This is a genomic window from Oleidesulfovibrio alaskensis DSM 16109 (assembly GCF_000482745.1).
Classification (GTDB): Bacteria; Desulfobacterota; Desulfovibrionia; order Desulfovibrionales; family Desulfovibrionaceae; genus Oleidesulfovibrio; species Oleidesulfovibrio alaskensis.
The window spans coordinates 313389-340095 of record NZ_AXWQ01000004.1 but is presented as its reverse complement, the minus strand read 5'-3'; the positions used below and the strand labels follow the sequence as shown (position 1 = coordinate 340095).

22 protein-coding genes and 5 tRNA genes are annotated in these 26707 nt (G+C 58.3%); 10 read left to right on the top strand and 17 right to left on the bottom strand.

What is annotated here, in order from left to right:
- Positions 1–9: 9 nt before the first annotated feature.
- The 4 genes from H586_RS0101800 to H586_RS17770 all read right to left on the bottom strand — a co-directional run bounded on the left by H586_RS0101800 (position 10) and on the right by H586_RS17770 (position 3279).
- A complete protein-coding gene (locus tag H586_RS0101800) occupies positions 10–567 on the bottom strand; it encodes an A24 family peptidase (RefSeq protein ID WP_027181220.1) in 558 nt (185 codons plus the stop codon).
- Positions 568–767: 200 nt separating this feature from the next.
- The gene (locus H586_RS0101795; protein WP_011368230.1) at positions 768–944 is read right to left on the bottom strand and encodes a Flp family type IVb pilin; all 177 of its coding nucleotides are present in this window, start codon (positions 942–944) and stop codon (positions 768–770) included.
- A gap of 431 nt (positions 945–1375) precedes the next feature.
- The gene (locus H586_RS0101790; RefSeq protein ID WP_027181219.1) at positions 1376–2773 is read right to left on the bottom strand and encodes a sigma-54-dependent transcriptional regulator; all 1398 of its coding nucleotides are present in this window, start codon (positions 2771–2773) and stop codon (positions 1376–1378) included.
- Positions 2774–2889: 116 nt separating this feature from the next.
- The gene (locus H586_RS17770; protein ID WP_162147935.1) at positions 2890–3279 is read right to left on the bottom strand and encodes a thermonuclease family protein; all 390 of its coding nucleotides are present in this window, start codon (positions 3277–3279) and stop codon (positions 2890–2892) included.
- 282 nt (positions 3280–3561) lie between these two features.
- On the opposite strand from H586_RS17770, the gene treS reads away from it, so the two are divergent.
- The gene (gene treS, locus H586_RS0101780) at positions 3562–6894 is read left to right on the top strand and encodes a maltose alpha-D-glucosyltransferase (protein WP_027181218.1); all 3333 of its coding nucleotides are present in this window, start codon (positions 3562–3564) and stop codon (positions 6892–6894) included.
- Between the two features lie 96 nt (positions 6895–6990).
- On the opposite strand, the gene H586_RS0101775 is transcribed toward treS, so the two are convergent.
- Positions 6991–7353, bottom strand: coding sequence for a molybdenum cofactor biosynthesis protein MoaE (locus tag H586_RS0101775; RefSeq protein WP_011368226.1), 363 nt, complete (start codon positions 7351–7353; stop codon positions 6991–6993).
- Between the two features lie 37 nt (positions 7354–7390).
- Here H586_RS0101775 and H586_RS0101770 point away from each other — a divergent pair, with 37 nt between their 5' ends.
- Positions 7391–10027: a tetratricopeptide repeat protein gene (locus H586_RS0101770; RefSeq protein WP_027181217.1), complete on the top strand. Its 2637-nt coding sequence runs from the start codon at positions 7391–7393 to the stop codon at positions 10025–10027.
- A 169-nt stretch (positions 10028–10196) separates the two neighbouring features.
- Here the strand turns inward: H586_RS0101770 and H586_RS0101765 are convergent, their stop codons facing one another.
- The 9 genes from H586_RS0101765 to H586_RS0101715 all read right to left on the bottom strand — a co-directional run bounded on the left by H586_RS0101765 (position 10197) and on the right by H586_RS0101715 (position 14535).
- On the bottom strand, positions 10197–10541 hold the full coding sequence (locus H586_RS0101765) for an SMR family transporter (protein WP_011368224.1): 345 nt from the start codon (positions 10539–10541) through the stop codon (positions 10197–10199).
- Positions 10538–11104 carry a TetR/AcrR family transcriptional regulator gene (locus tag H586_RS0101760; RefSeq protein WP_011368223.1) on the bottom strand — a complete coding sequence of 189 codons (567 nt, stop codon included), beginning with the start codon at positions 11102–11104 and terminating at the stop codon, positions 10538–10540. Before H586_RS0101760 ends, H586_RS0101765 begins: the two co-directional genes overlap by 4 nt.
- A gap of 277 nt (positions 11105–11381) precedes the next feature.
- The gene (locus tag H586_RS20590) at positions 11382–11522 is read right to left on the bottom strand and encodes a hypothetical protein (RefSeq protein WP_011368222.1); all 141 of its coding nucleotides are present in this window, start codon (positions 11520–11522) and stop codon (positions 11382–11384) included.
- 222 nt (positions 11523–11744) lie between these two features.
- A complete protein-coding gene (locus H586_RS0101750) occupies positions 11745–13493 on the bottom strand; it encodes a YcaO-like family protein (RefSeq protein ID WP_027181216.1) in 1749 nt (582 codons plus the stop codon).
- A gap of 523 nt (positions 13494–14016) precedes the next feature.
- Positions 14017–14091 (bottom strand) — tRNA-Gly (locus tag H586_RS0101735).
- Between the two features lie 43 nt (positions 14092–14134).
- Positions 14135–14210, bottom strand: a tRNA-Gly gene (locus H586_RS0101730).
- Positions 14211–14281: 71 nt separating this feature from the next.
- Positions 14282–14356 (bottom strand) — tRNA-Gly (locus H586_RS0101725).
- Between the two features lie 7 nt (positions 14357–14363).
- Positions 14364–14438, bottom strand: a tRNA-Cys gene (locus tag H586_RS0101720).
- A 22-nt stretch (positions 14439–14460) separates the two neighbouring features.
- Positions 14461–14535 (bottom strand) — tRNA-Gly (locus H586_RS0101715).
- Between the two features lie 398 nt (positions 14536–14933).
- On the opposite strand from H586_RS0101715, the gene dksA reads away from it, so the two are divergent.
- The 3 genes from dksA (at position 14934) to H586_RS0101700 (ending at position 18361) form a co-directional block, all read left to right on the top strand.
- A complete protein-coding gene (dksA, locus tag H586_RS0101710) occupies positions 14934–15296 on the top strand; it encodes an RNA polymerase-binding protein DksA (protein WP_027181214.1) in 363 nt (120 codons plus the stop codon).
- 27 nt (positions 15297–15323) lie between these two features.
- Positions 15324–16871, top strand: coding sequence for an NFACT RNA binding domain-containing protein (locus H586_RS0101705; RefSeq protein ID WP_027181213.1), 1548 nt, complete (start codon positions 15324–15326; stop codon positions 16869–16871).
- A gap of 194 nt (positions 16872–17065) precedes the next feature.
- On the top strand, positions 17066–18361 hold the full coding sequence (locus H586_RS0101700; RefSeq protein ID WP_051363809.1) for an EAL and HDOD domain-containing protein: 1296 nt from the start codon (positions 17066–17068) through the stop codon (positions 18359–18361).
- 76 nt (positions 18362–18437) lie between these two features.
- Here H586_RS0101700 and gap read toward each other — a convergent pair whose 3' ends face one another.
- The 3 genes from gap to surE all read right to left on the bottom strand — a co-directional run bounded on the left by gap (position 18438) and on the right by surE (position 21367).
- Positions 18438–19439, bottom strand: coding sequence for a type I glyceraldehyde-3-phosphate dehydrogenase (gene gap, locus H586_RS0101695; protein WP_011368216.1), 1002 nt, complete (start codon positions 19437–19439; stop codon positions 18438–18440).
- A gap of 12 nt (positions 19440–19451) precedes the next feature.
- Positions 19452–20375: a class II fructose-1,6-bisphosphate aldolase gene (gene fba, locus H586_RS0101690; RefSeq protein WP_011368215.1), complete on the bottom strand. Its 924-nt coding sequence runs from the start codon at positions 20373–20375 to the stop codon at positions 19452–19454.
- Positions 20376–20587: 212 nt separating this feature from the next.
- Positions 20588–21367 (bottom strand): 5'/3'-nucleotidase SurE, encoded by a 780-nt coding sequence (gene surE, locus H586_RS0101685; protein ID WP_027181211.1) that lies wholly within the window; start codon positions 21365–21367, stop codon positions 20588–20590.
- 294 nt (positions 21368–21661) lie between these two features.
- Here surE and H586_RS0101675 point away from each other — a divergent pair, with 294 nt between their 5' ends.
- The 5 genes from H586_RS0101675 to H586_RS0101655 all read left to right on the top strand — a co-directional run bounded on the left by H586_RS0101675 (position 21662) and on the right by H586_RS0101655 (position 26694).
- Positions 21662–22699: a 3'-5' exoribonuclease YhaM family protein gene (locus H586_RS0101675; RefSeq protein WP_027181209.1), complete on the top strand. Its 1038-nt coding sequence runs from the start codon at positions 21662–21664 to the stop codon at positions 22697–22699.
- Positions 22675–23313, top strand: coding sequence for a dTMP kinase (gene tmk / locus H586_RS0101670; protein ID WP_011368212.1), 639 nt, complete (start codon positions 22675–22677; stop codon positions 23311–23313). Before H586_RS0101675 ends, tmk begins: the two co-directional genes overlap by 25 nt.
- A 28-nt stretch (positions 23314–23341) precedes the next feature.
- A complete protein-coding gene (locus tag H586_RS0101665; protein ID WP_027181208.1) occupies positions 23342–24661 on the top strand; it encodes a histone deacetylase family protein in 1320 nt (439 codons plus the stop codon).
- A 61-nt stretch (positions 24662–24722) separates the two neighbouring features.
- On the top strand, positions 24723–26000 hold the full coding sequence (locus tag H586_RS0101660; RefSeq protein ID WP_162147934.1) for a tetratricopeptide repeat protein: 1278 nt from the start codon (positions 24723–24725) through the stop codon (positions 25998–26000).
- Positions 26001–26010: 10 nt separating this feature from the next.
- Entirely contained in the window at positions 26011–26694 is a 684-nt protein-coding gene (locus tag H586_RS0101655; protein WP_011368209.1) for a lactate utilization protein, read from the top strand.
- The last annotated feature ends 13 nt before the right edge of the window (positions 26695–26707 follow it).

Sequence of the window (26707 nt, the reverse complement as noted above, 5' to 3'; positions counted from 1 at the left end):
GGTTCTCCGTCAGCGGATTGCCATGATGCCGGAAAAGACAGCATCCAATGCGCCTGAAAAGTACATGGAGGTCACGGTACCGGCTGCTATGGCCACGCCGTAGCACAGTCGGGGCAGTGCCTTTCCGCCTGTTGCGGGGGTGTAGGTCATCTCGCCGGTAACCAGCATGGTGGTAAATGATGTGTGCAGCGCGCGGCCCACGGCCCGGAGCTGAGGCAGGTGAAACAGCAGAACGCCCAGAGCGTAGGCGCCGCCGGCAAAGCTGGTCCATATGAATGCACCGAACACTCCCTGCGCTCCCAGAAAGGCACCTGCCGCACCCATCAGCTTCACATCGCCCGCGCCCATCACACCCGCCAGAAAAGGCAGCAGCATCAGAGCTGCGCCCAGTCCCAGTCCGGCAAGGGAAAAAAGCAGCCCGTCAGCGCCGCCGGCGGCACCGTGCCCCGCCAGTCCGGCGAACATGGCCGGAAAAGTGAGCCAGTTGGGAATGCGCATGGCCCGTATGTCGGTGACGACGGCTGTCATCAGAATGCTGACAAGCAGGATGGGCATGACGGTCTGCATGGTGTGTTCCTCTGTTTTGTGGCTAAAAGGGCCGGAGATGCGCTCCGGCCCTTTTTGCTGTCTGCGGATAATCCCTTCCGTGCCGGACGGATAAGCGGAGCAGGTTGCGGATACTGCAGGACGGCCTGTCGGTAAGCGGGGGCTGCAGGCCGGCTCCGTCTCTGAAGGGTCTGTCGGCGGATGATTCTGCTGTGTCCCTGTTAGGTACCGGGGGTGGGCATCTTGGAGTCGATGTAGGTGAAGGTGTCGCTCACCTTGGTACCCAGCGCGGTGACGGCTGCCACGATGACAGCGGCAATGAGGGCTGCGATAAGTCCGTATTCCAGAGCGGTGGCGCCTTCTTCACCCTTGAGCAGGTTCATGATGGTCTTTTTCATGGTTCTTTCTCCTTTTTGCGGAAAAGCGTTTGCTGCGGACAAGCCGCGGTTGTGCATTCCTATAGGCAACCACCGTGCCAAGCCGCGCCGCGCGGTTTGTTTTTTTTCAATAACTATGTGTAAAAAATAGCATTATGTTTGTTGGCAGATGTCCGGCCCCACCGGATGACCGGCGAAGAGAAAGGGGGGAGCGGCAGTGTGTATCTAAAATTTATAGACCGTCGGGGCAGAACGCAGACAGGCAGACGGCTTGTGCCGCGGGGTCTAAGTGAGTCTAAAAAAAATAGATGATAAGGCGTGTACAGGGTACGCGCAGAGCAGGAGCACTGATGTCCTGCGGGGGATGTCGTCGGGAATGATGGATGAACAGCAGCTTGCCGGCGGGGTGAGATGTTCCGTCGGGTCTAAAAAAATTAGATACGCGACGGCACTCAGATGCGTATCTGATGCTTCTGCAGTTTTGCCCACATGTTTTTGGGAGTAAGACCCAGCAGGGCCGCAGCGTTTTTCTGGCTGCCTTCCGCCCTGCGCAGCGCTTCCAGCAGCAGGTTGCGTTCCATCTGGTGCAGGGTTTCGCGCAGGGGCATACGCAGGCAGTCTTCTGCCGCGGGGGCGTCATGCGGAGACTGTGCGGTGCAGGGCTGCGTCGATGTACCGTTCTGCACGGCAAGTGCAGCGGCTATGTCTTGGGCTGTAATGCGTCCCTGTGCGCTGATGGCCGCTCTTTCCAGCAGGTTGGCCAGCTGCCGGACATTGCCGGGCCAGTGGTGGTTCATAAGCGCCTGTACGGCTGCGGCAGTGATGCCGTGCACCGGTATGCCCAGCGTCAGCCCCAGTTTGCGGAGAATATGCTCCGCCAGCCGGGGTATGTCTTCTTTGCGGTCGCGCAGGGGGGGAAGCATGATTACGGCTACGCCCAGCCTGTAATACAGGTCTTCGCGAAACGCTTTGCGGGCCACAAGTTCACGCAGGTTCTGGTTGGTGGCGGCGATAATGCGTACGTTGACTGCAACCGGTCTGCGCCCGCCCAGCCGTTCGATCTGTTTTTCTTCCACGGCCCGCAGCAGTTTGGGCTGAATGCCTGCGGGCATGTCGCCAATTTCGTCCAGCAGCAGGGTGCCGCCCTGCGCCAGTTCAAATTTGCCGGGCTGTGCAGATGTGGCACCGGTAAAGGCACCTTTCTCGTGACCGAACAGTTCGTTTTCAAACAGATGTTCAGGAATGGCGGCGCAGTTTACCTTGACAAAAGGTGCTCCTGCCCGGCCGGAAAGCGCGCGCAGGGTGTCGGAGACCAGTTCTTTGCCGGTGCCGGATTCGCCGGTGATAAGCACTGTCGAATCGAGCGGGGCTACTTTTTCGACCAGCGTTTTTACGGCGCGCATGGGGGCGCTGTCGCCGATGATGCGTTGTACCGGGCTGTCATGGCGCAGCGTTTCGCGCAGAGTGGTCACCTCTTTTTGCAGACGGCGTTTTTCCAGCGCCCTGCGCACCACGATGTCCAGTTCTTTCAGGCTGAATGGTTTTGAAAAAAAATCGTAGGCTCCCAGACGGATGGCTTCAAGCGCCAGTTCTCTGGTGGAGTAGGCGGTCATGACGATGATATCGGAACCGGGGGCGGCTTCACGCAGCTGAGGAATGGCCTCCACACCCGACATGCCGGGCAGCATGACATCGGTCAGGATAAGATCGAAATCATGCTGACGCGCCATGCTGATGCCTTCCTCCGCTCTGGAGGCCGAGCTCACGGCGTACCCGCGGCTTCGTAACGCCTCGGAAAGCATCTCCTGAAAGGCGTTGTCATCTTCGATAAGCAGGATGTGTTCGCTCATGCCGCATGGGGGGGTTGGGGTTGCACTCCGATCATACCATGACACGCCGTGCAGTTCTATTAGATGGTTTCTTTTTAAAAGTCAAATAAAAACGAGTCGTTGTGACGGAGAGACGCTTAGGGGGCGGCCGTTGCGGCAGTAAGCAGCACGCTGTGGTCCGGACGTTTGCCGCCCGCATAGGGTACGGCAAGACCGGCCTGCAGCAGGAGCGTGCTCAGGTCCTGCCCTGCCACCCGCACACGGGCGATGATGCGGAAATACTTCCCCCGACCGATGTCGTGCAGTTCCACTGGGGCATCGCCCAGCACCTGCCGGACAAATTCCCGGGCAGCCACTGCAAGAGCCCGCAGACGCGGGTCCGGGTCGTTGAGTTCCGGCGTGTCGCATCCCGCCAGCCGCACGGGAATGGCCTGCCCGAAAACCGGAGGATAGGTGTCTATGTCTACTATCAGAGTATCGCCGTCCACCACGCGGACGACCCGTGCCGCAGCCGGCGCGTAGGGCATTACAGCCGCCGCGGGAGATTGCAGGGGGCCGGCATGTGCCGCAGCGGCAAGACACCACAGGCATAGCTGTGCGGCAATATGCAGAACGCGCATAGAAATAGACATGCCTATATATAATATATGGACGCATATTGCTCAAGGTTTTGCTCCGGTACACACAGGCGGGACAGGCCGGTTGACTGCCGCTGTATGCGCCGGTTGCGATTCCGCATGGTTGAGGTATGATGAAACAACTCTTTGCATCGTCCGGCGGTATGACGCCGGGCGCATACCGGAGGCTGCATGAGCATTATGATTGAGCCGGCGGGCCTTGATCCGCAGTGGTACAGGGATGCCATCATATACGAATTGCACATCAAATCGTTTCATGATTCCGACGGCGACGGCATGGGCGATATGGCGGGGCTGATTGAAAAACTGGACTATCTGCAGGATCTCGGGGTCACGGCGCTGTGGCTGCTGCCCTTTTACCCCTCTCCGCTGCGTGATGACGGCTACGATATTGCCGACTACATGAGCATCAACCCCGACTACGGCAGCATGGCTGACTTCCGCAAGCTGCTGCGCGAGGCTCATTCCCGCGGGTTGCGCGTCATTACAGAACTGGTGCTCAACCACACCTCCGACCAGCATGCCTGGTTCCGGCGGGCGCGGCGGGCCCCTGCCGGTTCGGAAGAGCGCGATTTTTACGTGTGGAGCGATACCTCGGACAGGTACAAGGACGCCCGCATCATCTTCAAAGACTTCGAGCCTTCAAACTGGTCATGGGACCCTGTGGCACGGGCATATTACTGGCATCGTTTCTATCATCACCAGCCTGATCTCAATTATGAAAATCCGGCCGTGCACAAAGCCATGTTCCGGGTCATCGACTTCTGGCTGGACATGGGTGTGGACGGAGTGCGGCTGGATGCTGTGCCCTATCTGTACGAGGAAGAAGGCACAAACTGCGAAAATCTGCCGCGGACCCATGATTTTCTTAAAGCGTTGCGCAGCCACATAGACAGCAGATTTCAGGGCCGCATGCTGCTGGCCGAGGCGAACCAGTGGCCGGAAGACGCGGCCCGTTATTTCGGCGACGGTGATTCGTGTCATATGGCATTTCATTTTCCGCTTATGCCGCGCATGTTTATGGCCATTGAAATGGAAGACCGTCATCCGGTCATTGATATAATGGAGCAGACTCCGGAACTGCCGGAAGGGTGTCAGTGGGCTATTTTTCTGCGTAACCACGACGAACTGACGCTGGAGATGGTGACGGACGAAGAGCGCGACTATATGTACCGCATGTATGCCCGTGATCCGCGTGCGCGGATAAATCTCGGCATCCGCCGCCGCCTTGCCCCGCTGCTGGGCAACGACCGCCGCAGGGTGGAGCTGCTTAACGTGCTGCTTTTCACCATGCCGGGGACACCGGTGCTTTATTATGGTGACGAGATAGGCATGGGGGACAACTACTATCTGGGCGACCGCGACGGTGTGCGTACCCCCATGCAATGGAGTGCGGACAGAAACGCCGGTTTTTCACGCTCCAATCCGCAGCGTCTTTTTCTGCCGGTGGTCATCGATCCGGAATACCACTACGAGGCTGTGAATGTGGAAACGCAGCAGTCCAACAAAAGTTCGCTGCTGTGGTGGATGAAGCGCATCATCGCAATGCGCAGAAGATATACGGCTTTCAGCCGGGGCGGCATTTCGTTTCTCCGGCCGGAAAACTCCCGTGTGCTTGCCTACATGCGCAGCTCTGGTGAAGAACATGTGCTGGTGGTGACTAACCTGTCGCGGCACGCACAGGCAGCTTCGCTGGATTTAAGCGGCTGGGAAGGCTACCGGCCGGTGGAAGTCTTCAGCAACACGCGCTTTCCCGCTGTCAGGCAACCGGCGTATACAATTACGCTCAATCCTTACGGCTACTATATTTTCCACATGCGCAGAGAGGAGGCGGCGGAAGCGCTTACCGGATTATTTTCGCCGCCTATGCTCATGCCGGTGTCCGGAGCGCGTTTTCTTGATGTGGAAGTACGCGAGGCGCTGCAGCGCAGAGTTCTGCCCGGCTATCTGACACGTCGCGGATTGCTGGGAACAAGCGCCGTGCAGCTGCGCGAGGCTGTCATTCTGGAAGCGGTGCCCGTGGGCGGCAAGGGTGCCCCCAGCTGGTTGCTGATTGTGGAAGCACGGTATCATGAGCGCCAGCCGGAATGGTTCGGCATGCTTGTATCGTTGCTGGCTGGTGAACCTGCCCGGCAGACGGTGCGTGAAGCGCCTGTGCATCTCATGTGCACTTTTGGTGAAGACGCGCCGGAAGCCGTACTTGTGGAATCCTTTGATGCCAGCTGCCGTTGCGGCGCGTTGCTGCAGCTTGTCTCGCGCACGCAGACAGTGAAGGGCAGGCACGGCGAGCTGGCAGTGGCCCCCGCCGGCGGTACCCGCGGCAGAGTGCGGGCGGCCTGCGCCGAAGATGCTCCTGCCCTGTGGAAGCCCCATATCCACGCCACCAGCGTTGTCTGCGGTGAAAGTGTGCTTTTCAAGGTGTACCGCCGCATGGACGAAGGTGTGAATCCGGATGTGGAACTGCTGCGCTTTCTTACCGAAGAGGCGGGGTATCCTCATGTGCCCGCGTATATGGGCGTTGTGGAGTACAGACGGTCGCGCACATCGTCCATGGCTGTGGCCATGCTGCATGAATATGTGCAGGCGCAGGGCGACGCACAGGAAATGTGCCGCGATATGGTACGCAGGTTCTTTGACAGGGTGCTGGCCGCACGGGGCGAGATGGATATCCGTCCCCGGCTGTATGCCCGTTCTCCCGTGGAAGCCGCCGGAAGACCTTTGCCGCAGGAATACCGTGAACTTATGGGCGATATGGATTTTGCCGGCATGCAGCTGCTGGGCAGGCGTGTGGGCGAACTGCACCGCGCGCTGGCGTTCAGCTCTGAAGACTCTGCTTTTGCTCCGGAGCCGTTTTCCACCCTGTATCAACGGTCTGTGTATCAGGGTATGCAAAGCCGGGTAAAGCAGGTCCTGACCCGTCTGGAACGTTCGCTTGTTTTGCTGCCGGAATCGGCCAGAGACGATGCTGCGCGGGTGCTGGAACTGCGCGAAGAAGCTTTGCGGCGCATGCGCGGTTTTCTTACGCGCAAACTTGATTGTCTGAAAATCAGGGTGCATGGCAACCTGCATCTGGGCAATGTGCTGCGCAGCGGCAGAGAGTATGTGATCGTGAACTTTGAGGGCAGGCCGGACAAGTCTCTTTCCGAACGGAGGCTGAAGCGTTCACCCCTGCGCGATGTGGCAGATCTGGTACGGTCGGTGCATTACACCGTGCTCACGGTGCTGATGCATGAATCGGTTCTCCGGCCCGAAGACCGCGCGTTTCTTGAACCCTGGGCCGATTTGTGGCGCATAGAAGCCTCAGGAGCTTTCATGACCACATATCTTGAAGCCGTGGGCGGCAGCAGGCTGGTGCCCGAAAATGAACAAGGCGTTCAGGTGCTGCTGGAAGCGTTTTTGCTGGAAAAAGCGTTTATGGAGCTTGATGCAGAACTGAAAGCGCCTTCAGGCATGGTGGGACTGCCGCTGGCTGCCATTATCACCCTGCTGGGAGCAGAGGGCTGAAAAGCGCAAGGTATGATGCTTGCATGATAAATCAGTGCGGAAAAGGCTGCCGCGGCGTCTGTGACCGGACGCCGCGGACAGCCGTCTGCATAGCTGTCAGCCGAAAATTTCCTGTTTGGTTACAGCTTCAGCCTTGATGCGGTCCAGCAGTTCGGCAAACACTGCTTTGACGTTTTCGCGTATGTCGCCGGCCACTACCAGATACAGCACGTCGTCACCGGGCTTCAGTTCGCCTTCGATGGCATGGGCAAGTATGCGGAAAATACCGGGACGCTGCTCCATTTCCGCGCGGATTTCTTCCATGCGGGCATAGTCGGGAGTAATACGTATGGCGGTCACATTGCTGTGGTCTTTGCGCGACCAGCCGCGTACAATGCCGTTGTGCACCATAATCATGCCGACGTTATCGGCAAAACCGGGTTCTTTTTTCAGGTCGGCGATGGCTTTGTTGATATCCATTTTTCATGCTCCTTCGATTTCCGGATAGTACTGTATTATGCCGCAATTAGCTTCACTTATCGGGCATCTGCCAGAGTTTAAGGAAAGCCGCATGGTTTCCAACGGGCTGGGACTGTGGCTTTCGTGGCGTGGCGACCTGAACCCCGCCGTGGTGCAGACCCTGCAGGATTACGGCGGAATGCATCTTGCCTCCGAGCGCGATCAGGCTCTGTGGTTCTTTTTTTCCGCCGACGCCTTTCTGGCGCTTGCCCGCCTTGCCATATGGGCCAAGTTCAACACATTGGCCGTATTTTGTCAGGTTATTCCCGCCAAGCTGCTTTTTGGATACAAGCGCGAGCTTTCGGTTGCAATAGATCAGACGCTGCGTGCGCAAAATGCCATAGCACCGCAGGAATTTGAAATATGGGTGCATTCGCGTGCCAAGGATATGGGCACGGGAACGCCGGGACTGCGGTTTGAGAGCGTGCGTACCCAGACAGGGCTGGCAGCCGCGGAATGGTTTACCATGACGGCAGACCCCCGCTTGCCCTATCAGTCTTCACTGGGCTGGAATGTGGTGCTGAAGCCGTTGGGCAATCCGGTGGAAAAAGCTTTTCAGACCGGTTGGCGAGAATACTTCACCCATCTGGAACAGCTGCTTTCGCGTCTGAAGTGCAAGTTTATCATCCACGATTTTTTTGTGATGTTTCCGGTGGACAACCTGAGGCAGCTGCGCACGTGGTGCAAGGAACTGCTGCAGCTGGTGGCCCGCCTGAAAGAGGAAGACCCCGAAGCATACTGGCCTTGTGTGGTTGCTGTTGCAGACCGCAAGGGGCTGAATATAAACGAAGATCTTCCTAAGAAAATGCGGCTTGACTGGGACCAGCTGGTTCCTGATTTTCCGCATATGAGCTTCCGCAACGCCTATCTGCTGGGAGAAGGCTTTGTGGTGCATGACGTGCGGTTCAGCATTGATCACAGCAGCATGGACGACTGGTGCAACGTCAGTCTTTCGGCAGACGGCGATGCAGGCGCCGGTCTGCTGCCGGTGGAGGTTTCCAACCGGCTGGTCACTGGTAACAGCCCGCATTGTTTTTACTGCGGGTTGCGAAACCACGTGCTTACCGAATGCCCGTCGCGCCAGCTGACAACGCTGGACAGGGGGATATGGCGCGAAGTGGCGCTTCTGGATTTTGAAACCATGAACAAGGGTTTCAAAAGTATCGATTCCATGCTTGCCGAAGGCGGTCTGGAAGCACTTTCGGGGGCGCTGCGGCAGGATGGCATTCCCGGCATTCTCACCCGTGCCATATTCAGCATCAACAGCGCCATGCAGCTGCGCATGATGCGCGTCATGTGGCTGACCCGCGGCAAAGATTATCCGGCCGGTCTGGATGAACTGGCTCCCAAGGATGAAAGTCCTGTGTGGTCGCTGCTTGAGATGTTTATTTCCGGCGACCATATAGCGGTGGACAAAGAGCTTGGTCAGCAGGCCGTCAAGGCTCCGCGGGATTTCAGGGTGCGCACCCTGAACGGCTTTGTGGCGCTGGAGCGCGGAGACCACGCACGGGCTCTCAGTTTGTGGAGGGAGGCGGAAGGACTGTCACCCTCGCCTTTGCTGCAGGCGTATCATCAGTTTTTGCAGGGGCGCCTGATGGAGTCGCAGGGCAGATACCAGAATGCCAACACTCTGTACCGGCAGCTGGTGCGGCTGACGCCGGGCTGGACCGATGCCGCCTACCGGCAGGGGGTGTGTCAGGTAAAAATGGGCTTTGCCGAGCAGGCTGTGGGGTTTCTGAATTCGCTCATCGAGCGCGATCCGCATTTTTTCAATCGCGTGCTGCTGGATCCGGAACTGGAGCGTGGACATATCCAGTTGCTTTCGGCTCTCAACGGACCGTGGCTGGAGGCGGAAAGCAGGGCAGGCGACGAGTCCGCCGCCTTGCAGCGCCTGCGCACTGAAATTTATGAATGGTTTCCCGAAGAACACGATTTTGCCAAGGCGGCTCTGGAACGTGCTGAAAAGCTGGGAGCATTGGGCGAGGTGAATAACTATGTGTCCTTCATCACGCTGTCACGCGGTCGCGAACGTCTGGAACGTGATCTGCACGCCAGAGTGAATCTGGAAACGAAGGAACTGAAAGCCCGTTTCCGCCGGAACATGGACCGGCTGGCCTATATCCGCGACGAGGCCGCATGGTTTCCGTTTCCGCGTGTTCTGGTAGATTTTAACAAAGATTACAACCTTTGTGCCGCTAATCTTAACTGGGCGTTGCAGACACAGTTCGGCGTGGCCGAGACGTTTAAAAAGGCGCAGAAAGTCGGAGAAACGGAAGAAGAGCGGCTTAAGGGGCTGGAAGGCAAACTGCGCTTTCTGCGTATTGTCCGCGATTCCACTCTGTTCATGCTCATCCTTGGCAAAACATTTTTCTGGCTGGAGCTGGTGGGGCTGCTGCTGGTTCTGGTGGGGCTGCCTCTTTCTGTCTACTACGGCGAAAGGGCCGGGGCGGAATGGGCTACCGGTCTGCTTGTTAAGGAAAAATGGCAGATACAGAAAGGGCTTATTCTTATACTGAGCACTGCCGCTCTGGGCTTTGCCGCGCTGCGTACAACTCTTGTTTTTGATAAAAAACGTAACAAGTTACTTGAACAAGGCAAGAAAAGCAGCAGCGGTGCGAAAAAAAAGAAACGCTGACACGGCGCCGTAAAAACAAGTGAACCCCCTCCGCAGATGTCTGCGGAGGGGGTTTTTGGCGTGCGCTGCAGCAGATGCCGGTGCCGGGGGGACGCCTTGTGCCGGATGGATGGAGTGTAGCAGTGCGGAGTGCCTTTGGGAGCACCGGCCGGCTGTCTGGCGCGCGTTGTCAGTGAGAGACGGTTTTAGAAAAAACGTTGATGACCACAATGCCCGATATGAGCAGTCCCAGTCCTATGATGGCAGGCGTGTCGAGACGCTGCCGGAATATGAGCCAGTTGACCGCGGCAATGAGTACGATGCCGAAGCCGCTCCAGAGAGCATAGGCAATGCCTATGGGCACGGCACGGGTGACAATGGTCAGCAGATAGAACGCCGTGGCGTACAGCACTGCCACCAGTAGCGTGGGCCACGGGCGGGTGAATTCTCTTGTGTGCGGCAGCACAGACGTGGCGATGACCTCAACCACGATGGCCAGAGCCAGTGCCGCGTATGATGTTACTGTAGGATTCATGCTTCCTGTTTCCTGTCTATGAGCGCCAGCAGCTGTTTCTGCAGTCTGGCTGTTTCACCGGCTGAACGCTTTTTGCCCAGCATCAGGTCTTCCAGCCAGATGCCGTCTGCCGCGTAGCGGGCAAAGGCCAGCGCGGCATGGTTGTCTGTCTGGCGGTGTCTGTTCAGCCGCTGTTGCAGCCAGCCTGTCCACAGCGACCGCAGCTGCGGGTCGGCCACCAGCGCCACGGAAAGCGAAACCCACGGGCTGCTTTTTTCTGCCGGCGTGAGTATGGCCTGTACATACGCGCGGGTGAATGCACCGTACCCTTGCGGTTCCTGCGCCATATATTCGTCCACAAGGGCATCAATGGAGCGCAGGAGTTCCGCGCATACTTCATCCATCAGGGCCTGCTTGCTGGGAAAGTGATGAAAAAAGCCGCCCTTGGTCACTCCGGCTCCATCTGCCACAGCTTGTACTGTAAGTCCTGAAAAACCCTTGGAAACAGCAATGGCGGCAGCGCAGTCCAGCAGTGCGCGCCGGACTTTTTCTGGCTCTTTTTTTTTGCGGTGAGCTATTGCCATGGCAAAACATACCATCTGGTATGTTTTTTTGTCAATAACGGCAGCGCGCAAATCATGCCGCCGTAAGGCTGTCATGTTGCGCAAGTGCAGTACACAACAACCGCGGGAGACGCGGTACAATACCGGAGGCAGGCACGGGTGCCGGAGACGGAAAGACCCGCTGCAGATGCCGTGCGCAACAGGGGGGGAAAAGTGCGGTCTTTTGCGGACAGTGGCTGATTTTGAGGGGCATAAAAAAGGGCGGCCCGAAGGCCGCCTGATAATTGGTGCGGGGGGATTATTCGCAGGCAGAGTGCGAAGGAAGCGAGGCCATCTTGCAGCTGTCTTTACCGGGGCCGGAGGCCAGAGTTGCGGGGGGCAGAGTGGCCATTTTGCAGGAATCTTTGCCGGGACCGGAAGTAAGAGTTCTGTTTTCCATGGTGTTCTCCGATAATAGTTAAGGTTCTTTGCAGACCCGCAGGGGGGATTCCCGGACCGCAACGGTCCGGTGCGCCCAACATACTCCATGCACGGAAATGTGTGTATGCGTATGTGTTATTTTTTATTCCACAGGCTATTGCCGCGGTAAAGCAAAATATGCTGCAGAGCTGTGCAAAACTGAGCGGCAGGGGCTGCGGCGTTCAGGCAGGAGCTGCGGCGCTCAGGCAGACGCGGACAATACGGCACTTTCCAGAGCCTGCAGGCGTTGGCGGGCCCGTTGCAGGGCAGGGTCTATGGCAAGCGCATCGCGGTAGCACTGCAGAGCGGCGGCTGTATTACCGGTCTTTTCATGGCACAGCCCCAGATTCACATGATCCACGGCGGACTCTCTGTCCAGAGTCTGCAGCAGGTGCCGGAAATCGTGCGCTGCGGCTTCGTATTGCTGCAACCGGTAGCGGGCCACTCCGCGCAGGTTGATGTATTCTTTCATCTGCGGGCATAGTGACACGGCGCGGTCGAGCAGGGGCAAAGCCTCTGCCCATGCATCGGCCAGCGTAAGACTGTAGCCGTGATAAAAGGCCGCCATGGCCTGCGAATCCTTTTCCGGCTGCACGGGCTGAGCCTGCGCAAAGCAGGAAGCGGCTTGGCGGTACTGCTGCTGCCGCAGAGCGATGATTCCCTGATAAAAAGGCAGGCAGGGCAGGTCTCCGTATACTTTGCGTATCTGCTCCAGCCCGTCTGCGGCGGCTTCCGGCGGGTACTGCTCGCTCAGAATACGGCCTATGAACAGGCCCGGAGAGGCGTTTTTGTCACGCTCGCGGAACCGGAAGCCCGGAACAATGGTGTATACTGCCGGAATGTCCAGCTCCGGAGCGGTTGTGTCTATGCAATATGCATGGAAGCCGTCCATGCCGAGCTTTGCGGTCAGGTGTGTCAGCTCGGCAAATATGTCGTTGTCGCCGATGTGGGGAAGGTCGGAAAAGGCCACCTGCGGACCTGTTTTCAGCCAGCCGGTTTCTGCCTCACTGGTGTACTTGGGCAGGCCGGAGGCTTCATAGCATGAACCGGTTTCAAAATCGCCTGCCAGCTGGGCCACCTCTGTCAGTGCGCGGATGGCGGCCTTGGCCGGAGTGGCTGCGGTACCGGCCGTGAACACTATTTCCGAGCGTGTGCCGAGCGTTGAGGGATCGTACGCCAGAGCGGCCACGGTGGGCGCCGGCAGTCCCATGCTGAAGTCTTTGAGCAGCACCTCGATACCGTTGGCTGTGAATTTGTCCAGCAGGCCGAGCAAAACGGCATCATCCGTGCTCTGCGGCATGATTGTGGGCTGTGGTTGCCTGTCGCGTGCGGCAATGCAGCACACATGCCGCTCGACAAGTTCGCAAAGCCCCTGAAGAACCGCTTCTTCGTAGGTATTGCCCGCAGAAGAGCCGTTGAACTCATTCAGAGTGCGGAACCAGTCCAGCGGCAGGGCGATACGCTGCCCTGAGCTGATTTGCGTAGCCGGACAGAACTGCCAGCGGACAAGGTCGAGCAGCGGGCGTACGGCTGCTGCGTCCGAGGTGTCGCCAACCGAAAGGAGCAGTTGCTCCACAGGCATAATCTGCCCCTGAAAATGCTCCTCTGCCTCTGACCAGGTGCCGGAAAACACCGTCTCTGTCTGCTGCATAAAACGGAAATAACTGTAGCGTTCCACCAGTTCCATCAGAGCCGAGGCTTCGGCCTGTGACGCCGAGGCTCCTTTACCCATCTGTTTACGCGTGGGCATTACAGTGCGTGCGTCATGCCCGCACACACTTAAAAAAACAGGAATACCCAGCCTGCCGGTGTCTACACGTCTCGTTTCAGCCAGAAGATCAAGCTTCAGGCTTTGCAGTCTGCCGCGGGCCATTCTGACGGTTTCTGCCGCGGGAACGGCTTTATCCAGATCCTGAGAGCAGCCCTTGGGGCATGAGGAGAGTTGTATCATGGCGGTGCACCCTGAATGTAGCAGGCAACTGCGGCAGGCGGACTGTCCGGGTCCGGCAGCTGAACTGCCGCTGGTTTACGGCGTGATGCATTTTCATGCCCGTAGACGGAAGGCATAGGTTTTTTCTGCCGCGTCACGGGAGTATCGGCAGGTATTATGAACATGTCGTAAATATAAAGGCAAGGCTGTATCTGCGGCGGTGTACCCGATGCCGCCTTATATTCGCAGCGTGCCCGCAGCGCGGAGTATGCCGGAAGCTGCAGCGGCGGATGCCGCGCAAAGACATGCGGGACTGCGCAGGGCGAAAGGGCGGCGGTCTTGTAAAAGCTGTGAAGATGGCTTTTTACCGGAGGTAAGGACAGATGTCGGGATGGTGCCGTATTACGTGCAGTGAAAGGCCGCAACATGCGCGATGTCCGTCTGCAAAGGCGAATCCGTTCTGACTTGTCAGGTGCGGGCAGCCGGTACCGGCCACCGGCACGCGGGCATAAAAAAAGACCGGTACGGATACCGGCCTTGAAAATGGAGCGGGAAACGGGATTTGAACCCGCGACTTCAACCTTGGCAAGGTTGCACTCTACCACTGAGTTATTCCCGCAAAGGAAATATATATGCTGTGACCCTGCGGTCTCATTTGATCATGGAGCGGGAAACGGGACTCGAACCCGCGACCTTCAGCTTGGGAAGCTGACACTCTACCAACTGAGTTATTCCCGCACGGCCTCTTCCGCGCTGCGGAAGCAGGAAATAAACCTGCGGTGTTTTCACACCGCAGGCGGGTATACTCTTGGAGCGGGAAACGGGATTTGAACCCGCGACTTCAACCTTGGCAAGGTTGCACTCTACCACTGAGTTATTCCCGCGAGAGTTTGGAGGCGGCATCCAGATTTGAACTGGAGAATGGAGGTTTTGCAGACCTCTGCCTTACCGCTTGGCTATGCCGCCTCAGAAAAATCAAAGAACAGTTTGGAGCGGGAAACGGGATTTGAACCCGCGACTTCAACCTTGGCAAGGTTGCACTCTACCACTGAGTTATTCCCGCTCTTAGTGGAGCTGTTCGCCCCAACGAGGAGAGCCTTATAAGCAAAAGCCCGCAGGGTGGTCAAGCGGAAAAGTAGAAAAAAAGTGTAAAGAGTGTTTTTTTAGATTTTCTCTAGAGATTACGGTAAATTCTTTATGTTTATAGCGGGCTGCCAGCGGTAGCAGGCGGAAAAAAAAGCACATGCACTACTGTTGCCCGCGCCTCTGTCGTGCTAAAAGGGCGGGTGCAAGCTGATTACGCCTGCAAGGCAGCACATGCGGGGCCGAGAAATATTGTGAATGGCTCTTTACTTTTCCGACCCCCATGATTTATGGCAGTGAGCTTGTAATGATCACAGGCAGGTTATTCGGGACTGTACGCCTGTGGTTTATCTTCCCCGTCGTGCCGAGGAGGGCTACATGAATCAGAAAGATATTGAATACTTCCGTGATCTTTTGAACTCCATGCTGGAAGAAGCGCAGGAGAAAGGTGACGCGACACTGGAAGATCTGACTGATAATAACGAGGTGTGCGCGGACCCTGCTGACAGGGCAACCATGGAATCCGACCGCGCATTTACGCTGCGCATCCGTGACCGTGAACGCCGTCTGATCAAAAAAATCCGGCAGGCGCTGGATCGTATTGAAGACGGCTCGTTCGGCGTGTGCGAAGACTGCGGTGAACAGATTGGTGTTCCCCGCCTGAAAGCCCGCCCCGTGACCAAGCTGTGCATTAACTGCAAAAGCAAGCAGGAAGAGGACGAAAGCCTGCGGGGCGACTAGGTCCGGCTTTCTGCAGAAGGGCGCATTATGGATGCCCATTTTCTGCGCCGTCTGGTGCTGGAACTGACACCGCTGCTGGCTGGCGCAAGGGTGGAGAAAATTTTTCACCCCGCTGATGCCACCGATACCCTTGTCTTGTTTGCGGCCGGAACAAAGCTCAATCTTGTGCTGCGTTCCGGCCGCTCCTGTCCTTTATTGTTTCCTTCATCGCTCAGGCCGGATAACCCGTCTTCTCCGCCTGCGGCCACCATGCGCCTGCGCAAGTATTTGAAAAACAAAAAAATAACCAATGTTGTTTCTGACTGGATCAACAGGCGTTTTGCACTGGAGTTTGCCGGCTGCAGCTGCCGCTGGCTTATTGCCGACCTGCATCATGGCCTGAGCCTGTCCGAGTCATTGCCTGCAGGCTTCGGCGACGATGTGCACTGGCCCGCACCGCCGCACTGGCCGGAGCTGCTGCGTCAGGTGGCGCAGGGAGTCAGGCCCGCGGGGGTGCCGCTGCTTACTCCGGCTCTGCGCCGTACTCTTGTGCATATGGACCCTGCCGACGCCCACGCGCTGATGCTTGATCTGGAAAATCCCGCAGGCGGGGATACTTTTGTCTACTACGATGCGCGGCACACTGCCGTGGCGGTCAGCGCGTGGCCTCTTGCCCCGCAGGAATGCAGCGGCTGGACAGAGGCTGTGGCGGTATCGGCCATGGAGGGCGCGCGCCTTGCGGGGGAAGCTGTGCTGTACACCGACATGGCCCGCCGCAGCCGTGCCCATGCCGACAAGGAAACCGGCGCTGCGGTAAAGCGTGTGCAGCGTGCCCTTGCCCGTCTGCAGCAGGAAGAAGAGCGGATGAGGGGGTACGTGGCGCAACAGCAGGATGCCGTGTTGTTGCAGCGGTGTCTGTACCGGTTTGCTTCTGACGAGCGGCGGGCTGATGTGCGTGTGGAAGGGCGAGACGGCGCACCGGTAAAAATTGCGCTGGATCCGCTGCTTACCGTGCGCGAAAACATGGAGGCCATGTTCCGCCGTGCGGCCAAGGGTAAACGCGGGCTTGAAAATCTGGCGCAGCGCAGAGCCGTGCTTGAGAATGATCTTGTACGGGTGCGTCAGGGGGAGCGCCCCGAAGGCATCCGCGAGGCACCCGTGCAGCGCCATGGCGGCAAGGTTCGCACCGGGCGTCCTGCCGCCGCAAAGAGCGCCGGTCCGGTGCTGCGTTTTCGCAGCAGCGACGGTTTTCTGATGCTGCGGGGCCGCAATGCTGCGGGAAATGATGCCGTGGTCAAAGGCGGGTCTGCGTTTGATCTGTGGTTTCATGCGCAGGACGGACCCGGAGCGCATGTGGTGGTGCGGCTGGATCATCCCGGCCAGCATGTGCCGGAGCAGACCATGATCGAGGCCGCTTCGCTGGCTGCTGCGCGCAGCTGGCAGCGCGACGACGCGGCCGTGAGGATAATGTGCGCCCTGCTGCGCGACGTGCGTAAGGTCAAAGGGGCTGCGGCCGGTGCCGTAAGGGTTGATGCTGTGCTGCGCAGCCTTGTGGTTGCTCCTGATTCGTCTCTTGAAGAGTCGTTGCGCATTTGACGAATGCCGCTGCGCATCTGGCGAAGAATCGCTGCGCATCTGGCGAAGAGCCGCTGCGTATCCGGTCCTCATTATACTGTCTTTTTTCTGCCTGCCTGTTATAGTAATACCTCATCTGGCCACTGTGCCGCCGGAGACACGGCTGTTCAGGCATGCCGGTGTTCCGCTGATATTCTGTTTTTCCGGAGAGGGTCATGTTGCTGAAGCATTTGCGCAGCCTGCTTTCAAAGTCGCAGGGGGCTGTGGTGCAGGATGACGGCGTCATCACCACGGTTTCGGGGGTACCCGTATGGGTGGCGCGGCAGCCTGTTTTTACGGCTCAGGGCGGCATATGGGGGTATGAACTGCTTTCGCGGGTGTGTCCCGAAAATGTCTGCAGACCGGCGGAGGATGCGTATGTGGCCACATCGTCCGTGGTGTTCGACGGCGTAGAGATGGTGGCACCGGCACTTGCCGCCGGAGAACGTCTGCTGATCAACTACAGTGGCGAAATGCTGGTGGACGGTGTGCCTGCCATGCTGCCTCCCGATATATGCGTGGTTGAAGTGCTGGAAGACGTGCAGCCGACGCAGGAGGTGCTGGCCGCACTGCTGCGGTTGCGGCAGGCCGGGTACATGGTGGCGCTGGATGACTATATAGGGCAGGAGGCTGCAGAAACGCTTATGCCTCTTGCCGATATCGTCAAGGTTGACGTGCTGGGGCGTGAGCGTGAAGCCATTGCCCGCGATGTCGCCCGAATCAGACCGTACGGATGCACTCTGCTGGCAGAAAAAGTGGAAGACCGGCAGATGTTTGATCTGTGTGCGGAGTTGGGCTTTGACCTGTTTCAGGGTTTTTTTTTCAGCAGGCCGCAGCTGGTGGCGGGAAAAAAGCTGACATCCTCGGAAACGGTCAAGACCCGGCTTCTGGCCCGTATGGCTTCCGGCGAATACGATATGGCCGAACTGGGAGACATCATCAGGATTGACGCCGCTCTCAGCACACGGCTTCTGCGCTATCTCAATTCTGCATTTTTCGCTCTGCCTTCGCCGGTGGTTTCCGTTTCGCAGGCTGCGGGGCTGCTCGGGCAGGAAAAGCTGCGCCGGTGGCTCTGCGTTGCCATACTGTCAGATATGGAGTCTTCGCCGCTGTCGCGTCATGTGGCTGTTCAGGCCGCGCAGCGCGGAAAATTTCTTGAGCTGGTCTGCGGTACAGGCTGCGGACGCCCCGCATCGGAAATGTTTATGCTCGGATTGCTCTCCATGCTTGACGGATTGCTGTCTGTCTCCATGGAGTCCGTCATTGCGGGCATGCCTCTGGATGAGCAGCTGACAGACGCCCTTTTGGGGCGGCCGGGCCCGCTGCTGCCGTGGCTGCGGTTTGCCGCGGCATACGAGAAAGGTGACTGGCAGCAGGCTGCGGAGCTGGCGCGCAGGCTTGGGGTAAGTGGCGAAGAGGTGAGCCGCTGTTACAGCGAGGCCATAAGCTGGGCTGCAGTCATGTTTGCCTGACGCTGACAGCAGATGTGAAAAAAGCCCGTCGCACATGTGTGCGGCGGGCTTTTGGCATATATGTACGAAAAAAGGCCTACAGGCTGTTGCCGACCTTGCGCAGCAGACGCACGAGCTGGTTGGTGAAACCTGCTTCGTTGTCGTACCAGATAATCAGCTTGGCCATGTTGCCTTCCATGACAGATGTGCACGGTCCGTCAACAACTCCGCCGAATGTGCTGCCCATGTAGTCGCAGGATACCAGCGGCTCTTCGGTATAGCCCATGTTGCCTTTCAGCGTGGTGGCTGCGGCTTCGCGCAGAGCGGCGTTGATTTCTTCCGCCGTGGCGGACTTGCCCAGCTCGCAGGTGAGGTCCACCAGCGATACGTTGGGCGTGGGCACGCGGATGGCCATGCCGTTGAGCTTGCCCGCCAGTTCGGGAATGACCAGCCCCACTGCCTTGGCTGCGCCTGTGGATGTGGGAATCATGGACATGGCGGCGGCTCTGCCGCGGCGGGGGTCTTTGTGCGTGCCGTCCAGCAGCCGCTGGCTCATGGTGTATGAGTGCACGGTGGTCATCAGGCCGTGGCGCACGCCGAACGTGTCGTTAAGCACTTTGACCACGGGGGCCAGACAGTTGGTGGTGCAGGATGCGTTGGAAATGACATCGTGCTGCGCGGGATCGTACAGATGATCGTTGACCCCCATTACCACGGTCAGGTCGGCATCGGCGCAGGGAGCGCTGATAACCGTCTTTTTTGCGCCCCGTTCCATATGCAGGGCAAGTCCGGCCCTGTCTTTTACCGTCCCCGTGCTTTCCACGGCGATATCAACGCCGTAGTCAGCCCATTTCCATTCATTGTGCCCGTAACGGGTTACGACAATCTGCTTGCCGTTCACGGTAAAGCCGTCGCTGTTGGCTTTTACCTCTGCGGGGTAGGTGCCGTGGCACGAATCGTATTTGAAAAGCCGTGCCAGCGATTCGTTGTCGGCGCGGGCGTTGACCACTGCGGTATTCAGTTCGGGATCATTTGCCAGAAGGCGCACAAGATAGCGGCCGATGCGGCCGAACCCGTTGATGCCAAGCGTAACAGCCATGCTAGCGTTCCTTTATGCCTTGTTGGAGCAACCCAGTACGTTGCGGATTTTATGTTGAACCATGTTTTTCACAGCTTCGCGGGCGGGCTTGAGATAGGCCCGCGGGTCAAAGTCTGCGGGATTTTCTGCAAAGTGTTTGCGGATGCACGCTGTCATGGCCAGACGGATATCGGTATCAATGTTGATTTTGCATACGCCGTAAGAGGCGGATTTGCGCAGCAGGTCTTCGGGTACGCCCTGAGCGCCGCCTATTTCGCCGCCGTACTGGTTGGCCATGGCCACAAACTCCTGCGGTACCGATGAGGCTCCGTGCAGCACCAGCGGGAATCCGGGCAGCTTGTCGGTGATGGTGGACAGCCGGTCAAAATCCAGAGTGGCTTTGCCCGTGAATTTGTAGGCGCCGTGGCTGGTGCCTATGGCGATGGCAAGCGAATCGCATCCGGTGCGCTCCACAAATTCCACGGCCTGATCAGGGTCGGTGTAAACGGAATGTTCGGCGGATACGTCTTCTTCCACTCCGGCCAGCTGTCCCAGTTCAGCTTCTACCCATACGCCTTTGTCGTGGGCATATTCCACCACGCGTCTGGTAACGGCTATGTTTTCTTCATAGGGCAGGTGGGAGCCGTCGATCATGACAGAGGTAAAGCCGCCGTCAATGCAGTCTTTGCAGATATCGAAACCGGAACCGTGGTCCAGATGCAGCACCACGGGCAGGTCGGATTCGGAAAGTGCGGCCTCGATGAGTTTGACGATGTACGTCTGGCCGGCGTACTTGCGCGCCCCGGCGGAAACCTGCAGGATGAGCGGAGCCTTTTCTTCGGCGCCCGCCTGCATGATACCCTGAATGATTTCCATGTTGTTCACGTTGAAGGCGCCTATGGCATAGCCTTCTTTGTAGGCGCGGGCGAACATTTCTTTTGGGCCTGTTAGCGGCATGGTGTCCTCCTCGGCGAAACCGGCGCTGTGCTGCGCCGGTCGCAAATGACGGTTATGACAAGGAGCGGCAAGGCTCCGGTACTTGTCAGCCAGGCATTGAGGATGGCGCGGCCGACACTCCACGAATCTGCCTCTATCCCTTTCACACTAGTGAGGGATACACCATCCTGTCAATCAAAGCGCGGGCACTTTAAACGACAAGCCGCAGAAAATCAAAGGTCTTCAGACCCCTGCCGCTGCCTGTCCATATTCTGCTGCAGCCGGGCCAGTGTTTCCCTGTCGGTGAAGTCGAAACGCAGGGGGGTCAGCGTGGCGTATCCGCGGGTCAGCATGTCTCTGTCGGTGCCTTCGGCCACTGTTTCCGGAGGTATGATACCGTTTAACCACCAGTAGGAATTGCCCCGCGGGTCGGTGCGGTGATCGTACCAGTCTTTCCAGACAGCTCTTGTCTGCGGGCACAGGGTAAGCCCTTTGCATTGCTGCATGGGGACATCGGGCAGGTTCAGGTTAAGCACGCAGCGCGGCGGCAGCGATTGCCACGGCATGGATTCCATTATTTCGACAGCGAAGCGGGCATGGGCTGCGATGTCGTCCGGTTTGAAGTTGTCGTACGAGACTGCCAGCGAAGGATAGCCCATGTGCGCCGCCTCGGTGGCGGCCGATACCGTGCCGGAATAGAGAATGTCCGGTCCCACGTTGGCACCTGCGTTTATGCCGGAAACGACAATGTCGGGTTTTTTGTCCAGCAGTGCGTTCAGCCCCAGTTTAACGCAGTCCGTGGGGGTGCCGTATACTCCCATGCCCTGAAAGCCGTTTTCTGAAAATATTTTTACCCTCAGCGGCAGGGCTATGGTCACGGCGTGTCCCACGGCCGACTGTTCGGTGACCGGGGCCACCACCTGCACGGTGTGTCCGGCTTCTTTCAGTGCCTTGTACATGGCGCGCAGTCCGGGCGCCTGAATGCCGTCGTCGTTGGTAAGTGCAATGAACATGTATTCTCCCTACGGGGTGGTATGATGACTGTCCGCTTTGCGGTGCGCACAACGCCGGGGTGCCCCGCCGGCGGATGGCTTCCGGTTGTTGCGCCGGGCGGAAAGCGGAAAAGAAAAGTTCTTTCTGCTTGCGGGGGCTTGCGTTATGGTCTGCCTTCCGAAGCTGTTTTTGCCGCAGGGCGGCACGGCTGGCAAGCCGGACTGAAAATTGATAATGGTCCGTGAATCGATAACGCAACCCCGCTCATCAGGAGACAGCCGCGTCGGACGGCTGACGTTTTGCATACGATGTACATGGAAAAAAGACAATTCATCAAAGATATTGCTGTTAATGGCGACGTGAACGGGCTGTTCCTCATTGCTTCCGCCAACCAGATGCAGGCAAAGAACGGCCCTTTCTGGCGTCTTGAAATCTGCGACGCTTCCGGCACGCTTAATGCCAAAATATGGAGCCCGCTCAGTGCCTCGTTTGAAACCCTTACCCCCGGCGACGTGGTGCATCTGGAAGGCCGGGCAGGGCTTTTCCGCGACAGGATAGACATCAGCGTGGACCGCATGCGCGTGCTTGCCCCCTACGAACTGGAAGCCCTTGATATGGGGCAGTTTCTGGTTTCCAGCGAGCGTGACCCCGCCGAAATGCTGACCGAGCTGCTGGAGCTGTGCCGGGAGGTGTTCACCCACCGGCCGTGGCGCAAGTTTGTCACCGGCGTGCTGCGCAACGAAGAACTTGCAGAGGCGCTCAAGGCGGCACCTGCAGCCAAAAGCGTGCACCACGCCTACAGAGGCGGTCTGCTTGAGCATATCCTTTCTGTTTCGGGGCTGTGCATGCGCATTGCCGACCACTATCCCGAAATTGACAGGCAGGTACTGCTGGCAGGCGCGATTTTTCATGATATAGGCAAGGCGTGGGAACTGTCCGGCGGGCTGGTCAACGACTACACAGACGAAGGCCGCCTGCTGGGGCATATCCATATAGGCCTTGAACAGCTGGAGCCGTTTTTGCGCAGGTCCGGTCTTGAGCACGAACTTGCCGTGCATTTCAAGCATCTGATTCTCAGCCACCACGGCGAATATGAGTTCGGCTCGCCGCGCCGACCCAAAACGCGCGAGGCAATGGTGCTTCATTACGCCGACAATCTGGATGCCAAAATGGCTCAGCTGAACAGTCTGTTCAAAGGATTTGAGGACGGTGAGACCGGCTGGACGCCGTTTCAGCCCACATTGCAGCGCTTTTTGTACAACCCTGTGCGCACTCCGGAAACGGAAACCGTCAGACGGAAGCGTCCTGAAACTCCACGGGAAGAACAATGTTCATTACTTTCGAAGGCATAGAAGGTTCAGGCAAAAGTACGGCTCTTGCCCGCCTGAAGGACTGGCTGCAGGAGCACGGCCACGGTGCGACGCTGACCCGCGAGCCGGGAGGCAGCCGTCTGGGTGGTATTCTGCGTTCCATTCTGCTGGATATAGGCAATGACGATCTGACAGGGGAAACCGAGCTTTTTCTGTATCTTGCCGACAGGTCGCAGCATGTGCATCAGGTCATCCGGCCGGCGCTGGCAGAAGGTGTTGCTGTGATAAGCGACAGATACGCCGATTCCACCGTGGTCTATCAGGGCTACGGCAGAGGGCTGGACCCTGCTTTGCTGCACCGGCTCAACGACGTGGCCGTGCGCGGGCTGTGGCCTGATTTGACGCTGCTGTTTGATCTGGAGCCGGAAATCGGTCTCAAGCGGGCCACTACCCGCAACCTGCGGGAAGGCACAGGCGCAACGGAAGGCCGTTTCGAGGCGGAGAGTCTGGCCTTTCACACCAGAGTGCGCGAAGGATATCTGACGTGGGCGGCTCTGAATAAGGAACGATTCAGAATCATTGATGCGGCCGCTTCGCCCGATGAGGTTTTTGAACAGGTCCGCAGCGCCGTGGCCGATGTGTTTACCATCGGCTGAACTGCTTACCGCCACAGGGAGAGTACCCATGCTTGAAGCCGCCAATAAACTGGGCATCATCTTTTTTCCCGCGTATGACTGGGCCATCAGCCCCACGCATCCCGAGCGGGAAGAGCGTTTGCTGTACACACAGGACCAGCTGCGTGAAGAGGGACTCTTCGATATTCCCGGCATAACGGAATACAAACCGCTGGTGGCCGGCCGCGAAGATGTGGAGCGGGTGCATTTCTGCATTCCCGACATAGAAAGGGTGTGCACAAAATCGCATCTTGTCTCTGCGGGCGGGGCCATACAGGCGGCACGGCTGGTGATGGAAGGCAAAGAGGACAAGGCGTTTGCGCTGGTGCGTCCTCCGGGGCATCACGCCATGAAAGTGGTGCACGGCAACAGAGGGTTTTGCAACGTCAACATTGAAGCCCTGATGATCGAGCACATACGGGAACATTTCGGCCCGTTGCGGGTGGCTGTCATTGATACCGACTGTCACCACGGCGACGGCACGCAGGATATATACTGGAACGACCCCGACACGCTGTTCATCTCGCTGCATCAGGACGGGCGCACCATTTTTCCCGGAACGGGATTCCCCGCTGAACTGGGCGGAGTCAATGCGCTCGGTCGCACACTCAACATCCCGCTGCCGCCCAGAACCTCAGACAGAGGGTTCCTGCATGTCATCGACCATTTGGTGCTGCCGGTGCTGGAGCACTTCAAACCGGATATCGTCATCAACTCCGCCGGACAGGACAACCACTTTTCAGACCCCATCACTGACATGCGTTTTTCCGCACAGGGATATGCCGCGCTCAACAGCAGGCTGAACCCTGACATCGCTGTGCTGGAGGGCGGCTACGCCATTCAGGGGGCACTGCCGTATGTGAATCTGGGCATTGCGCTGGCCATGGCCGGACTTGATTACAGCTCTGTACGCGAGCCGGATTTCGACCCTGCCGCCATTGAACAGTCGCCGCGCATCACCGAGTATGTGGAACGCCTCTGCGAAGAGATGCTCAAGGTTTATTTCAATCCGCCTTCGCAGCCGCGGCAGGGCGAGAAGTCGGGCGAATGGTGGGTGCGTACAAAAGACATCTTTTACGATACCGACGGCATCAATGAAAGTCAGGTGGAGTCGGTGCGGATATGCCCTGATTGTGCGGGCGTGATGAAAATTGAAACATGGTCTACGGCCAATCCCCTCAGTCTTGGTGTGCAGGTACCGCAGAATGCCTGTGAAAAATGCAGAGGCATCGGCATACGCACCGTTGAGGAGGCGCATGTCAAGGGTAACTACCGCTATATTCAGCTGATCAACCGTAAAGACAAGCAGTATGTGCAATATGGTTTTTAACCGCTTTTTTGCCGGTGCAGGCCGCTCCGGCGCCGCAACCGGCCGGAGTCCGCAAGCAGGTGTGTTTTGTGCTTCCCGTCGCCTGTGCGGTGGTCTTATGCGCCGCGGGGGCTGCCTGCTGGCGCTGGCTGCCGTGCTTGTGGCGGGGCCGTGTGCGGCGTATGCCGCCGTTCCTGCGCACAACGCATCTTCTTCCGCAGCCGGAACCCCGCCGGCCGTGGCGGACGAAGTGCAGACACTGGCCCGTACCGGGCAGTGGGAAGAAGTTCTGAAAGCTACAGGCGGAGTGGCTCCGTCCCTCAGCCTGCCGTCGGCGGATGTGCGCATTGTGCGTTACCGTGCGGAGGCTCTGCTGGCGCTGGATCGTGCCGGTGAAGCTCTGACTCTGGCCGCACGCGGGCTGGCGCTGGAGCCGGACAACGCCGTTCTGCTGGCCTTGCGCGGGGATGCCCAGCTGGCTCTGGGGTATCCGCAGCGTGCGGCGGAAGATTATCATGCCGCGCTGACGAGCGATGCCGAGTCGTGGCGCGCCATGCACGGCATGGCGCTGGTGGCGCGTACCGCCGGCGATACGACTGCCGCGCTGGAGTGGTACGACAGACTGGTGCCACTGCAGCCCGACAGGCCGCTGTTGCGTATGGAGCGTGCCATTCTGGAGCACGAAGCCGGTCTGGTGGCGCGTGCCCGGCGCGATATGGAAGTGGTTGCCATGCTTGCCCCGGAAAATCCCGATGTCTGGAACAACAGGGGCATGATGTATCTTGCACAGGGTGACGCGCAGAAAGCCATGGCTGACTTTGACAAGGCTCTGCGGCTTGATCCGGAACATGCGGGCGCCTTGCTCAACAGGGGAAACCTCTGGCGTGAGCGGCTTGATCTGCACCGTTCGCTGCACGATCTGGATAACGGTGTGCGTCTGCATCCCCGCAACGTCAGAATGCTTGTGGCCCGCATGTACACCCATGTGGCTCTGCAGCAGTATCCTGCTGGACTGGCTGATCTGGAAGCGGCTTACAGCGTGAACAGTCTGGATACATATCTGCTGAACGAGTTTGCGTGGTTTCTTGCCACAGTGCCTGATGCCGCCCTGCGGGACGGCGGGCGTGCCGTGCGCTATGCCCGCGAAGCGCTGGACCTCAGTCCTGTGCCCGTGGCATCATATTTTGATACGCTGGCGGCGGCTTATGCAGCTCAGGGCCGGTTTGACATGGCCGTGCCCGCACAGGAGCGCGCGCTGCTGATGGCCATGGACCGCGCCTATCCGGAAACGGTGCTGGGCAAGTGGCGTCAGCGGCTTGAGTTGTACCGGAACAAGCAACCCTACAGCAGTGGGAAGTAAGGAGCAGAAAGTGAAGAATACCTTTTCCGTGACACCGAAGGCTGACACTCCGGTTGAAAAATGGTGGGCTCTGCGTCTGGCCGAGGCGGCGGAAAGTCTGCAGGGGAATAATTTTGAAGTTTTCGTGGCTGCCGACTGCCACGAGGCGGGAGAGGTTTTTCTCCGTGAAATTCTGCCCGCCACCGGTGCTTCCACAGTCAGTTTCGGCGGTTCCATGACGCTGGCGGCCACCGGCATAGTGGACGCCGTACGGCAGAATCCCTCGCTTGAGGTCATTGATACTTTTGACAAGTCCGTTTCCGCCGAAGAAGCGCTGGAGCGCCGCAGACAGGCACTGCTGAGTGACCTTTTTCTTACGGGAACCAACGCCGTGACCGCCTGCGGCAAGCTGGTGAACCTTGATATGATCGGCAACCGTGTGGGGGCCATCAACTTCGGTCCCCGTCATGTGGTGCTGTTCATAGGCCGCAACAAGCTGGTTGAGGATGTGCCCGCGGCCATGGACAGAATAAAGGATTACGCTTCGCCCACCAACACCATGCGGCTTGAAAAAAAGACTCCGTGCAGGATGACTTCGCACTGTACCGACTGCAGCAGTCCTGACAGAATATGTAATGTCTGGACCATTACGGAAAAATCGTTTCCCAAGGGACGCATCCGTGTGGTGCTGATAAATGAAGACTGCGGGTTGTAGGAGCTGTCACAGG